The organism is Rugamonas rubra (assembly GCF_900114705.1).
GTDB lineage: Bacteria > Pseudomonadota > Gammaproteobacteria > Burkholderiales > Burkholderiaceae_D > Rugamonas > Rugamonas rubra.
In genome coordinates this window covers 203635-216070 of sequence record NZ_FOTW01000011.1, presented here as the reverse complement: position 1 = coordinate 216070, position 12436 = coordinate 203635, and the positions used below count along the sequence as shown (strand labels likewise).

At 66.4% G+C, this 12436-nt stretch carries 11 protein-coding genes and 1 tRNA gene; 2 read left to right on the top strand and 10 right to left on the bottom strand.

What is annotated here, in order from left to right; genetic code table 11:
• Positions 1–146: 146 nt before the first annotated feature.
• Positions 147–335: a hypothetical protein gene (locus tag BM252_RS12995; protein WP_093387987.1), complete on the bottom strand. Its 189-nt coding sequence runs from the start codon at positions 333–335 to the stop codon at positions 147–149.
• Positions 336–693: 358 nt separating this feature from the next.
• Here BM252_RS12995 and BM252_RS12990 point away from each other — a divergent pair, with 358 nt between their 5' ends.
• Complete coding sequence (locus tag BM252_RS12990) at positions 694–2430, top strand: methyl-accepting chemotaxis protein (protein ID WP_093387985.1); 1737 nt, start codon at positions 694–696, stop codon at positions 2428–2430.
• Between the two features lie 133 nt (positions 2431–2563).
• Here the strand turns inward: BM252_RS12990 and BM252_RS12985 are convergent, their stop codons facing one another.
• The 5 genes from BM252_RS12985 to BM252_RS12970 form a co-directional block, all read right to left on the bottom strand.
• Positions 2564–3334: a hypothetical protein gene (locus BM252_RS12985; protein ID WP_093387984.1), complete on the bottom strand. Its 771-nt coding sequence runs from the start codon at positions 3332–3334 to the stop codon at positions 2564–2566.
• 41 nt (positions 3335–3375) lie between these two features.
• The gene (locus tag BM252_RS31005; RefSeq protein ID WP_174900516.1) at positions 3376–3525 is read right to left on the bottom strand and encodes a hypothetical protein; all 150 of its coding nucleotides are present in this window, start codon (positions 3523–3525) and stop codon (positions 3376–3378) included.
• A 108-nt stretch (positions 3526–3633) separates the two neighbouring features.
• Positions 3634–4548: a hypothetical protein gene (locus BM252_RS12980; RefSeq protein WP_093387982.1), complete on the bottom strand. Its 915-nt coding sequence runs from the start codon at positions 4546–4548 to the stop codon at positions 3634–3636.
• Entirely contained in the window at positions 4545–5000 is a 456-nt protein-coding gene (locus BM252_RS12975; RefSeq protein ID WP_093387981.1) for a DUF6932 family protein, read from the bottom strand. The genes BM252_RS12980 and BM252_RS12975 overlap by 4 nt, the downstream gene beginning before the upstream one ends.
• A 181-nt stretch (positions 5001–5181) precedes the next feature.
• Positions 5182–5258: transfer RNA gene (locus BM252_RS12970), tRNA-Pro, on the bottom strand.
• 155 nt (positions 5259–5413) lie between these two features.
• Between BM252_RS12970 and BM252_RS12965 the strand changes: the two genes are divergently transcribed.
• Positions 5414–6274 carry an SIR2 family NAD-dependent protein deacylase gene (locus BM252_RS12965; RefSeq protein ID WP_093387979.1) on the top strand — a complete coding sequence of 287 codons (861 nt, stop codon included), beginning with the start codon at positions 5414–5416 and terminating at the stop codon, positions 6272–6274.
• A 4-nt stretch (positions 6275–6278) separates the two neighbouring features.
• Here the strand turns inward: BM252_RS12965 and BM252_RS12960 are convergent, their stop codons facing one another.
• The 4 genes from BM252_RS12960 to BM252_RS12945 all read right to left on the bottom strand — a co-directional run bounded on the left by BM252_RS12960 (position 6279) and on the right by BM252_RS12945 (position 12430).
• On the bottom strand, positions 6279–6986 hold the full coding sequence (locus BM252_RS12960; protein ID WP_093387978.1) for a fumarylacetoacetate hydrolase family protein: 708 nt from the start codon (positions 6984–6986) through the stop codon (positions 6279–6281).
• 60 nt (positions 6987–7046) lie between these two features.
• Positions 7047–7658: a TetR/AcrR family transcriptional regulator gene (locus tag BM252_RS12955; protein ID WP_093387976.1), complete on the bottom strand. Its 612-nt coding sequence runs from the start codon at positions 7656–7658 to the stop codon at positions 7047–7049.
• Between the two features lie 205 nt (positions 7659–7863).
• Complete coding sequence (locus BM252_RS12950; protein WP_093387975.1) at positions 7864–9282, bottom strand: efflux transporter outer membrane subunit; 1419 nt, start codon at positions 9280–9282, stop codon at positions 7864–7866.
• Between the two features lies 1 nt (position 9283).
• Positions 9284–12430 carry an efflux RND transporter permease subunit gene (locus BM252_RS12945; protein ID WP_093387973.1) on the bottom strand — a complete coding sequence of 1049 codons (3147 nt, stop codon included), beginning with the start codon at positions 12428–12430 and terminating at the stop codon, positions 9284–9286.
• Positions 12431–12436: the final 6 nt, after the last annotated feature.

Sequence of the window (12436 nt, the reverse complement as noted above, 5' to 3'; positions counted from 1 at the left end):
GGCACCCGTCAAATGGCGAGAAGTTGGCGCGTCGGCAAGGCCGGCCTGGGCCGTGCCCGCAGCCGTATCGTCGCTGGCCGCCCACGGCGGCGCGGCCAGGACGCGAAGCTCAGTGCCACGCGGAAGTCAAGCGGGCTGGGCCGCGCTTAGCACCAGATGCCGTTATCGCGGCCGGCACTGCCACCGCCAAAGCGATCGGCGCGGGCGTCCGGGCCGGAGCAGCCGGCCAGGGCGACGCCGTCGCGCTGTTTCCATTGCGGGGCGGCCTTGGTTTCTTGCTCTTTCTTCGCGGCCAGTTTGAAGGCGAACAGTTTGGTTTGATTCTGATTTTTCATTTTTCCAACCTTTTAGAGTAGTTAAAAATCCAATCGAACAGCAATACCACTTGTGGTGGTGACAGAAATGTATCATTGCATTTTTTTCATGTCAATCGCCTCTTCGATGTATTTCCCTCCTGTCGCGCGCGGCCCGGGGGAAACCGGCGGCGGCATTTTTTATGTTGCTGAATCGGGACACCTGCTCCCGAATCTGCGGCGGAGAATGAAAAACCGCCATGAAAAATTCCGCCACAATATTTCCTTACGGCTATTAATTACAAGTAAACAATGCTAGCATTGCATTGTCGGATCGTCATCCGGCCCGGCCGCCAGAACGCTGCGCAGGCCGGCTTCGCATCCCACAAGGAAGAGCACCATGAAGAATTTGAAAATCGGCACCCGGCTCGGCTTGGGCTTCTCCGTCATCCTGCTGTTGCTGATCGTGATGACGCTGATCGGCATCCTGCGCCTGAGCAGCGCCAGCGCCCTGACCGAGGAGATGGTCGGCGTGAAGATCCGCGACGAGCGCCTGATCGCCGAATGGGTCAAGGTCATCGAAGTGAACGCGGCGCGCACCACCGGCGCCTGGATGGTGGCCGATGCGGCCGACCAGAAGGCGCTCGAGACCTTGATGGCCGAGTCGTCCGGCCGCGCCACGCAGATCCAGGACAAGATGGGCGCCGAGCTTGGCGACGGCGCGCTCAAGCCGCTGTTCCAGCAGGTGCTCGACACGCGCAAGGCCTACACCGGTGTGCGCAAGGCCGTCTTCGTCGCCAAGGGCGCCGGCGACCTGGCCCAGGCCAAGTCGCTGTACGAGGGCGAGATGACGCAAAAGCGCATCCAATACCTCGACGCGCTGAAGAAATTCTCCGACCAGAAGGCCGCCCTGCTCGACGCCAGCGCCGCACAGATCCAGCAACAGTACCAGAGCGGCCGCAGCCTGCTGGTCGCGCTCGGCGTGGTGGCGCTGGCGATCGGCGCCGCCGCCTCGTGGTGGATCACGCGCACCATCACCGGGCCGATCAAGGCCGCCGTCAAGGTGGCCGAGACCGTCTCCGCCGGCGACCTGACCAGCCACATCGTCGTCGCCGGCGGCGACGAGACGGGCCAGCTGATGGGCGCGCTCAAGGACATGAACACCTACCTGGTCGACATCGTCGACCAAGTGCGCAGCGGCACCCAGACCATGGCCACGGCGTCGAGCCAGATCGCGGCCGGCAACGCCGACCTGTCCTCGCGCACCGAGGAGCAGGCCAGTTCGCTGGAGGAGACCGCCTCGGCGATGGAGGAGCTGACCTCGACCGTCAAGCAGAACGCCGACAACGCCCGCCAGGCCAACCAGCTGGCCATCAGCGCCTCGGCCATCGCCAGCCGCGGCGGCGCCGTGGTCGGCGAGGTGGTGCACACCATGGGCTCGATCAACGACTCCTCGCGCAAGATCGTCGAGATCATCAGCGTGATCGACGCCATCGCCTTCCAGACCAACATTTTGGCCTTGAACGCGGCGGTGGAGGCGGCCCGCGCCGGCGAGCAGGGGCGCGGCTTCGCCGTCGTCGCCTCCGAGGTGCGCAACCTGGCGCAGCGCTCGGCGGCCGCCGCCAAGGACATCAAGGGCCTGATCGACGACTCGGTGCAGAAGGTCGAACTCGGTTCCGGCCTGGTCGACAAGGCCGGCCAGACCATGCACGAGATCGTCGAGAGCATCGCCCGGGTGACCCAGATCATGACCCAGATCAGCCAGGCCAGCGACGAGCAGAGCACCGGCATCGAGCAGGTCAACCAAGCCATCACGCAGATGGACCAGGTGACGCAGCAGAACGCCGCGCTGGTCGAGCAGGCCGCCGCCGCCGCCGAGTCAATGCAGGACCAGTCGGCCAAGCTGGCCGAGGTGGTCAGCATCTTCAAGCTCGACACCGGCGGCACGGCGGCCCGCCTGGCGGCGCCGGCCCCCGCCCGCGCCACGGTGGCACGCGCGCGCATGGCCGCGCCGGCCGCGCCGCGCCGCCCGCGCACCGCCCTCGCCGCCGCGCCGCGCACGGCGGCCCCGGCCGCCCCGGCAGCCAAACCGGCGGCGGCGCTGGCCGGCGCCGACGACGACTGGGTCGAGTTCTAAGCGGCCAGCGCGCCGCCACAAAGTCTTCCTCCCCTTGGGCCGAACTCACCGTTCGGCCTTTTTTTTCCGCCGAAACCCGGCCGCCGGCGCATCCTGCCACGAATGGTTGCCGGGACAGTATTCCCGCCCTCGCCTACTGGGGCCAACGCTTGCTCTTTGACTTGATGTGCTCGGCAACCGCCTCCAGCTGGCCGTAGCCCTCATTGGCATGCCAAGTGGTGTACATGAAACCCTGCACACCGCGCAGACCGTTGCTCTCAGCAGTATTCAGGACGTCGCGCCATCTGTCGATGTCGCTCAAGTCCGTCTTGTCGTAGTAGCCGGCGATCATCTGCCGCATCGCCCTGTCGCCGAAATACTTCAACGATTCGATGCGCTTGGCGTCGGTCGAATCCGTCCAGTTCACCACCACCGTCTTGGGTTGCAAGCCGTCGACCGCGCCGGCCATGCTGCCCCGGGCCAGCCAGTACTTCTCCACCGCGTTCATGGTGGGGTCGTACATGTCGTTCCAGATGTACCTCTCCAACGCCGGATGCCTGGCCAGCAAATCGGCCTGCACCGTCTTGGTCATGTCCGCCAGGAACTTGCCGGCCGTGACGTCGGCGCAGGCCGGATCCCAGTTCAGCACGCGGATCTCGTCGTAGTAGAGGAAGTACTTCGACGGCGTGTTGAACAGCGCGTTGAAGTTCGCGTAGTAGTCCCGCTGGATCTTGAAGAACTCCTTGTTGCAGGCGGACGCCGGCGTGGCCCACATCGCCGTCATGTTGCGCGCCGACTGGTAGGCCGACACGCGCAGCCGCTCCCCCTCGCCGATGCGACCGCCGCGGCGCAGCAGCAGCGCCTCCTTGGCCACCTGGTCGTCGGTGTCCGGCGAATAGGGCACGCTGCCGTCGGCCGAGCGCACCTCGAGCGGCTTGTGCGGCGCCGTATGGGCCAGGCCGATGTCTAACTGGACAGGTCGCCGCCGAAGTAGATCCAGCGCTGTTCGAAGCAATTGATGCAGACGTTGTCGTTCTGGGCGGCGGCATGCATCGGTAGCGCCGCCAGGCTGGCGAAGGCCAAGGTCAGGGCGGCGGCAAGGCGAACGGGGGGCATAGCGAGCTCCTGCGGTTTGGGGAGCTCGGATGATATCGATAAATTAAGATTTAATTTTTAACACCCGGTGGCCGGCGCGAAATTCTGCGAAAAAGTGCACAGCGCGTGCTACGCGAGAACATCAATCATCCAACGTTTGAAGACGTCTTTCTTTGCCACTGCATCCCAATATTTCGTCGTGCTCACGTGGATCGTGATGGATTTTCGGGTCGAGAGCTTTTGCACCTTGCCGGTCAAGTCCAGCGGGAAGCGGATGTGGATATGTCCTTCGCGCGTTCTCAGCTCGAGACGGCCGGTGTCCACAATGCCTGCGACGCATCCATTGATCTCTTCTTCATAGACCTCGGGCGCGACCACCGCATTGAGCAGAGTGCGGATACGCAGGACGTCCTCCGAACTACCATGCCAAACATGATGGCCAATTGGTGAACGCCACGAAAACTCGGCGGACAAGCCCGCGCGACCAAGGGCTTTCATCACCTCCCCGAAATACTGAGCGGATCGCCCGCCGATCGCATCGACCGCATCGTAGAACTCGTCATTCGTAGCACGCAATAGCCGAAAGGTCTGCACCAGCGTGGCGTGCAATAGGCTTTCGCCGGTCAGATCGGTCGCGGCATCGCCGGTGACGAGAATCCGTGTCGAACCATGGGCGATGCCCGCCAATTTCAGGTTCAAGGTGTCGGCAATTTCCCCACCGCCCCGCCCTTGCGGCACGCCATGGCGGATGCGGTAGGCCGCCGCCTGCCAAGCCTTGGACAGCGGCTCGGCGATTCGGATGAACGCGTCCAGCGCTATCGAGCCGTTCGCCGTCGGCCCCGTAAGGCGCAAATCCAACAGTTCGCCAACTTGCTCGGCGTAGGCCTGCGAAAGATCGCGCTCGGCATCTTGTGCCGCCTGGGTTTGGTTTTCCGCCGCCATGCGCAGCCAGAAGTCAGATGGATTCTGCGCCGCCCGCTCCGCCGTTTCACGGGCGAAGTCGCCAAGCGTTTGAGCGTGGTTTCTCAGGAAATCTATGCTCATATCCTTAACTCCACAATGCCCTTCGCAGTCCTACCGTCGTGCTGAAAGCCAAACAAACCTCGCCAGTAGGACGCGCGCGTCAGCGCCGTTTCTGGCGTTGGCGACTCGATATATAAATCAATCCCGTACTGAGCCGCAAGCGTGGGTCGATCAATCAACAAGGCGACCTTTCGCGACTCGTCATCGGATAAGGGTGCAGCGAACGTCGGCGACCACATGATGCAATCGATATCCCCCGGCCCCGCCTTCTCGGTCACGAATGAGCCGTCTACCCACAGTATAGCCCTGACTTGATAGGCCCGTAGCTGCCGAATCCATTGCTTGAAAAGCAGAAATAGCCGAAGTCTTTCTGGATCGTTGGGGAATGAGCAAACGCAGATGCGTTCAAAGTCATCGAATGACAGAAGATGGATTCCGGGCGGGAATAGCGGCCGGGAGTCGAGCTTTTTCAAGAGGCGTCCAATCTAGCGCCTGTTCGCGCGCGAAATATGGGGGAACACATCAGAAATTATGGCGCTCGTCCCGCGCCGATGAATTTGAGAAGAAGCAAGAAAAGGATCGCTCCGGGTACGCAACCCGGCCTAAAAAAGAAAAAGGCCAACCCGAAGGTTGGCCTTTTTTCTTTGAATCCATTGGTCGGGACGGAGTGATTCGAACACTCGACCCCTTGCACCCCATGCAAGTACGCTACCAGGCTGCGCTACGCCCCGACGAGGCTCGAATTATAGCAGCACGTTTGCGCATTTACCATGCTTGCACACATACTTCTACAAATTATCATCTAGACAACAGTTTGCCCGTGCGCCGATTGAACTGGCCCGGCCGGCGCGGTAACATCGTCGCACCCTCCCTGCGAAAGCGCGCCATGCCGCCTGTGCCCGAATCCGTCCTGCTCGAACACGCCGCCACCCTGATCGGCCAGGCCGACGCGCTGGTGGTGGCCGCCGGCGCCGGCATGGGGGTCGACTCCGGCCTGCCCGACTTCCGCAGCAACGAGGGTTTTTGGCGCAGCTACCCGGCGCTCGGCCGCGCCCACATGGAGTTCAGCCGCATCGCCTCGCCGCAGGCCTTCCGCGACGATCCGGCGCTGGCCTGGGGCTTCTACGGCCACCGCCTCGGCCTGTACCGCGCCACCACGCCGCACGCCGGCTTCGGCCTGCTCAAGCGCTGGGGCGAGCGCATGCCGCTCGGCTACGGCGTGTTCACCAGCAACGTCGACGGCCACTTCCAAAAGGCCGGCTTCGACCCGCAGCGCATCTTCGAATGCCACGGCAGCATCCACCAGCTGCAGTGCCTGGCGCCGTGCAGCGGCGACATCTGGAGCGCGGCCGGCTTCGTGCCCGAGGTCGACCAGGAGAACTGCCGCCTGCTCAACGCGGCGCCGCGCTGCCCCGACTGCGGCGGCCTGGCGCGCCCCAACATCCTGATGTTCGGCGACTGGGACTGGAACCAGGGCCACGCCCAAGTGCAGCAGCAACGCCTACTGGGCTGGCTGGCCGCCGCCAGCCGGCCCTTGGTGATCGAGCTGGGCGCCGGCACGGCGATCGCCTCGGTGCGCGACTTCAGCGAGCGCGTGCTGGAACTGGACGGCGGCCGCCTGATCCGCATCAATCCGCGCGAGCCGGCCGTGCTCAGCGCGCGCGATGTCGGCCTGGCGATGGGCTCGGCGGCGGCGCTGGCCGCCATCGACGCGCTGCTGGCGCCGGCCGGCGCCAACACCCGCTAGGCGCTCACACCATGCGCACGGCCAGCTGCGGCAAGCCGGCGACGCGGCCGACCAGGGTCTGGCCGCGCTGCACTGCGCCCACGCCCTCCGGCGTGCCGCTGAAGATCAAGTCGCCCGGCTGCAGCGTGAACAGGGTCGACAGGTTGGCGATGGTCTCGGCCACCGACCAGATCAAATGGGCGATGCTGCTGTCCTGCTTGCGCGCGCCGTCCAGCTCGAGCGTGATGGCGGCGTGGCCGATGTCGCCGGCCTGCGCCGCCGGCACGATCTGGCCGACCGGCGCCGAATAGTCGAAGGCCTTGCCGATCTCCCAGGGGCGGCCGGCGTCGCGCATCTTGAACTGCAGGTCGCGCCGCGTCATGTCCAGCCCGACGGCGTAGCCGAAGATGTGGCCGGGCGCGTCGGCCACGGCGATGTCGCGCCCGCCCTTGCCGATGGCGACCACCAGCTCGCACTCGTAGTGCAGGTTGGCGGTCGACGGCGGATACGGCAGGTCGAGCACCCGCTCCGGCGCGACGGCGACGACGGCGGCGTTGTCGTTCGGTTTGCAGAAGAAGAAAGGCGGCTCGCGCTCGGGGTCGAAGCCCATCTCGCGGGCGTGGGCGGCGTAGTTGCGGCCGACGCAGTAGACCCGGCGCACCGGGAAGCGGGCCTCGCTACCGGCCACCGGCAGGCCGACGATGTTGTGGGGAGGGAAGACGTAGCTGCTCATGGCGCTCCAATGGAAAACCGGAAGAACCCCGATTCTACATGGGCGCGCGGCACCACGCCGCTAGGTGAGGCAGAGCGCCCGCAGGGCGACGACGAAGCTGGCCACCAGCGCGGCTTCGTCCAAGGCGGGGTTGTGCAGCGCGCGCAGCGACACGCCCTGGAACAAGGCGATGATGGCCTCGATGCGGCCGTCGATGGTGAAGTCGTCGGCGGCCAGGCCCTTGCGTTCGCGCGCCGCGCGGAACAGGGCTTGGAAGCGCTGGCGCGCGCGCAGGTCGGCCTCGACCACCGCCGTCGCGATGCGCGGATTGCGCGCCGCCTCGGCGCTGATCTCCATCGGCAGCCGCCACTTGGCCGGGTCGACGTTCTCGTTGACCGACCTGGCGGCGTCGTCGAGCATGGCCTGCAGCGGGTCGTCGCTCTGCTCTAGGCGCAGCAGCTCGGCCATGACGCGTTCGATGTCCTGCTCGACGAAGGCCAGGATGATGGCGTCCTTGTTGTCGAAGTAGTTGTAGATGTGGCCGGCGCTCATGCCGGCGGCCTTGGAGATCTCGGCCATGCTGGCGCCATGAAAACCGCTGCGGCCAAAGCACAGCGCCGCCGCGTCGAGCACCTGCTTGCGCCGGTGCTGCGTGCGTTCCGGGTCGCTACGTCGTTTTTCGGTGGTGCGCATGTCACTATCCTTGGGTGAGAAAACCTGCCTGGGGCGGTACTGTGAACAGGCCGGGGCGATTTGTCAATTTCGCCCCGGCCGGCGCGGGCGGAAATCCAACAGCTTGCGGCGCAACGAAGGCGCAGGTGGCGCCGACAAACCCCACCGGCGCAAATCTAGGGTCAGACCCTAGGGTCTGACCCTGGTTCGCCGCCGCCGGGTCGCTTCAAGCGTCCGGCTGCCAGCCGCCGCCCAGCACCTTATACAGGGTGACGGCGTTGCTGGCCTGGCTCAGGCGCGCGCTGATCAGCCCCTGCTGGGCGCTGTACAAGGCGCGCTGCGACACCAGCGCGTTCAGGTAGGACTCGGCGCCCTTCTGGTAGCGCGCCTCGTGGATGGCGAAGCTTTTGGCCGAGGCCTCGGCCAGCGCCTGCTGCGAGGCCAGCCGCTCGTCGAGCGTGCCGCGCTGGGCCAGCGCGTCGGCCACCTCGCGGAAGGCGCTCTGGATGGCCTTCTCGTAGCGCGCCACGGCGATGTCGCGCTCGGTCTTGGCGATGTTCAGGTTGGCGCGGTTGACGCCGCCGTCGAAGATCGGCAGGTTCAGCTGCGGCAGGAAGCTCCAGGTCGACGAGCCGCCCTTGAACAGGCCCGACAGGCTGCTGCTGGCGCTGCCCGCCGACGCCGTCAGCGAGATGCTGGGGAAGAAGGCGGCGCGCGCCGCGCCGATGTTGGCGTTGGCGGCGCGCAGCGTGCGCTCGGCCTCGAGCACGTCGGGGCGCTGCTGCAGCACCGCCGACGGCAGCTCGGCCGGAATGGCCGCCAGCCGGCTGACGGCGTCGAACTGGCCGCTCGGCAGCAGCGCGGCCGGCACGGCGCCGCCCACCAGCAGGGTCAGCGCGTTCTGGTCCAGCGCCACCTGGGCGGTGTAGACGGCCATGTCGTTGCGCGCCGCCTCGACGCTGCTCTGCGACTCGTACATGTCCAGGCCGGAGGTGGCGCCGGCGGCGAAGCGCCGCTTGCTCAGCTCAAAGCTGATCTGCTGGCTCTTCAGGGTGCTGGCCGCCAGGCCCAGGCGCTGCTGGTCGGCGATCAGCGTCAGGTAGGCGTTGGCCACCTCGGCCACCAGGCTGATTTGCTGGGCGCGGCGGGCCTCCTCGGTGCCGAGGTACTGCTGCAGGCCGGCCTCGGACAGGCTGCGCAGCTTGCCGAAGAAGTCCAGCTCGTAGGCCGCCACGCCCAGGCCGCCGCTGTACTGGCGGCTGACGGCGGGCTCGCCGTCGGGCCGCATGGTGCCCGGCGTGCGCGTGGCGTTCTGGCTCACCGTGGCCGACACCTTGGGCAGCAGCGCGGCCTGTTCGATGCCGTACTGGGCGCGCGCCTTCTCGATGTTGAGCGCCGAGACGCGCAGGTCGCGGTTGTTGGCCAGCGCCAGCGCGATCACTTGGCGCAGGCGCTCGTCGGCGAAGTAGTCGCGCCAGGCGATGTCGGCCACCTTGCGCGGCTCGGCGGCGGCCGGCGCCGGCTTGTAGGCGTCGCCCGCCGGCCAGCTGGCGGCCACCGGCGCGGCCGGCTGCTGGTACACCGGCGCCAGGCTGCAGCCGGCCAGCAGGGCCGCCGCGGCGAGGGAGAGGATAGATTTTTTCATGTTAGTTCGCTTCCACAATTGCGGCGTCGTGCGGCTTGGCGGCGGCAGGCTTCTTGGCGAAGAAGCCGCGCACCAGCACGAAGAACACCGGTACAAAGAAGATGCCCAGGAAGGTCGCCGACAGCATCCCGCCCAGCACGCCGACGCCGATGGCGTTCTGGCTGCCCGAGCCGGCGCCGCTGCTGATGGCCAGCGGCAGCACGCCGAGGCCGAAGGCGATCGAGGTCATCAGAATCGGCCGCAGGCGCAGACGCACGGCGCGCAAAGTCGCCTCCTTCAGCTCGATGCCCTGCTCCTGCAGCTCCTTGGCGAATTCGACGATCAAAATCGCGTTCTTCGCCGACAAACCGACCACGGTCAGCAGGCCGACCTGGAAGTAGATGTCGTTCGACAGGTGGAAGCCCCAGGTGGCCAGCACGGTGCCGAGCACGCCCAGCGGCACGATCATCAGCACCGAGAACGGGATCGACCAGCTCTCGTACAGCGCCGCCAGGCAGAGGAAGACGATCAGCACCGACAGCGCGTACAGCACCGTGGTCTGCGAGCCGGAGTCGCGCTCCTCGACCGACATGCCGGCCCATTCGTAGCCGATACCGGCCGGCAGCTTGGCCGCCATCTTCTCCATCTCGGCCATGGCCACGCCCGAGCTCTGCCCCGGCGCCGGCATGCCCATCACCTCGACCGACGACAGGCCGTTGTAGCGCTCCAGGCGCGGCGAGGCGAAGATCCATTTGGCGGTGGTGAAGGCGGAGAACGGCACCATCTCGCCGTTGGCGTTGCGCACCGACCATTTGTCCAGGTCTTCCGGCACCATGCGGGCATGCGCCTCGCCCTGCAGGAACACCTTCTTGACGCGGCCACGGTCGACGAAGTCGTTGACGTAGGCGCTGCCCCAGGCGGTGCTGAGCACCTTGTTGATCTCGCCGATGTCGAGACCCAGCGCGGCGGCCTTCTGTTGGTCGACGGTGATCTTGTACTGCGGCGTGTCCTCCTGGCCGTTGGGGCGCACCGCCATCAGCAGCGGGTTTTGCGCCGCCATGCCGAGCAGCTGGTTGCGCGCCGCCATCAGCGCCTCGTGTCCCAGGCCGGCCTGGTCCTGCAACTGCAGGTCGAAGCCGCTGGCGTTGCCCAATTCGAGCACGGCCGGCGGGGCGAAGGCGAACACCATCGCGTCCTTGATCTGCGAGAAGGCGCCCATGGCGCGGCCGGCCACGGCCGGCGCGCGCAGCTCGACGGCCTTGCGCTCGGACCAGTCCTTCAGACGGATGAAGGCGATGCCGGTGTTCTGGCCGTTGCCGCCGAAGCTGAAGCCGGCCACCGAGAACACCGATTCCACGGCGGCCTTCTGGTCGACCAGGAAGTGCTGCTCGACCTGCTCGATCACCTTCAGGGTGCGTTCCTGGGTGGCGCCGGTGGGCAGTTGCACCTGGGCGAACAGCACGCCCTGGTCCTCTTCCGGCAGGAAGGAGGTGGGCAGGCGCATGAACACCAGCGCCAGCACGCCGAGCAGGATGGCGTACAACACCATCGAGCGGCCGCCACGGTTCAACATGGCGCCGACCCAGCCCTGGTAACGGTTGGTGCTGCGCTCGAAGCTGCGGTTGAACCAGCCGAAAAAGCCGGTGTCGGCCGCCTTGTGGCCTTTTTCCACCGGCTTGAGGAAGGTGGCGCACAGCGCCGGCGTAAACACCATCGCCACGATCACCGACAACACCATCGCCGAGACGATGGTGATCGAGAACTGGCGGTAGATCACGCCGGTCGAGCCGCCGAAGAAGGCCATCGGCACGAACACGGCCGACAGCACCATGGCGATGCCGACCAGGGCGCCGGTGATCTGGCCCATCGATTTGCGCGTCGCCTCGATCGGCGACAAGCCCTCCTCGGTCATCACGCGCTCGACGTTCTCGACCACCACGATGGCGTCGTCGACCAGCAGGCCGATCGCCAGCACCATGGCGAACATGGTCAGGGTGTTGATCGAATAGCCCAGCGCCGACAGCACGCCGAAGGTGCCCAGCAGCACCACCGGCACGGCCAGCGTGGGGATCAGGGTGGCGCGGAAGTTTTGCAGGAACAGGTACATCACCAGGAACACCAGCACCACCGCCTCGAGCAGGGTCTTGACCACCTCCTCGATGGACAGCTTGACGAAGGGCGTGGTGTCGAAGGCGATCTCGGCCTTCATGCCGGCCGGGAACTGCTTGCCCAGCACGGCGACCTTGGCCTTGACGGCGTTGGCGGTGTCGAGCGCGTTGGCGCCGCTCGACAGCTTGACGGCGACGCCGGTGGCGGCGTGGCCGTTGAAGCGGGCCACCGTGTTGTAGCTCTCGCTGCCCAGCTCCATGCGGGCGACGTCGCGCAGGTGGACGGTGGCGCCGCTGGCGGCGGTCTTGAGCAGGATGGCGCCGAATTGCTCCACCGTCTGCAGCCGGCTCTGCGCCGACACGGTGGCGTTGAGCTGCTGGCCGGCCAGCGAGGGCGTGCCGCCCAGTTCGCCGGCCGACACCTCGGTGTTTTGCGCCGTGATGGCGGCGGTGACGTCGGCCGGGGTCAGCTGGAAGCTGCGCAGCTTGGCCGGGTCGAGCCAGATGCGCATGGCGTACTGCGAACCGAACAGGGTGACCTCGCCGACGCCCTCGACCCGGCTGAGCGGATCGATCAGGTTGGCGGCGACGTAGTCGTCCAGGTCGGCCTGCTTCATGCTGCCGTTCTCGGAGACGAAGCCGTAGACCATCAGGAAGTTCATGGTCGCCTTCGACACCACCAGGCCCTGCTGGGTGACGGCGGCCGGCAGCAGCGGCGTGGCCAGCTGCAGCTTGTTCTGCACCTGCACCTGGGCGATGTCCGGGTTGGTGCCGTTGTGGAAGGTCAGCGTGATGCTGATGCCGCCGGCCGAGTCGCTGGTGGAGGACATGTGGCGCAAGCCGTCGATGCCCTTCATCTTCTGCTCGATGACCTGGGTCACCGCGTCCTCGACCGTCTTGGCCGAGGCGCCGGGGTAGCTGCCGCTGATCGAGATCGACGGCGGCGCGATGCTCGGGTACTGCGCGATCGGCAGGCCGAGGATGGCGATCAGGCCCGCGAGCATGATCACGATCGCGATCACCCAGGCGAAGATCGGGCGGTCAATGAAAAAACGTGCCATTGCTGT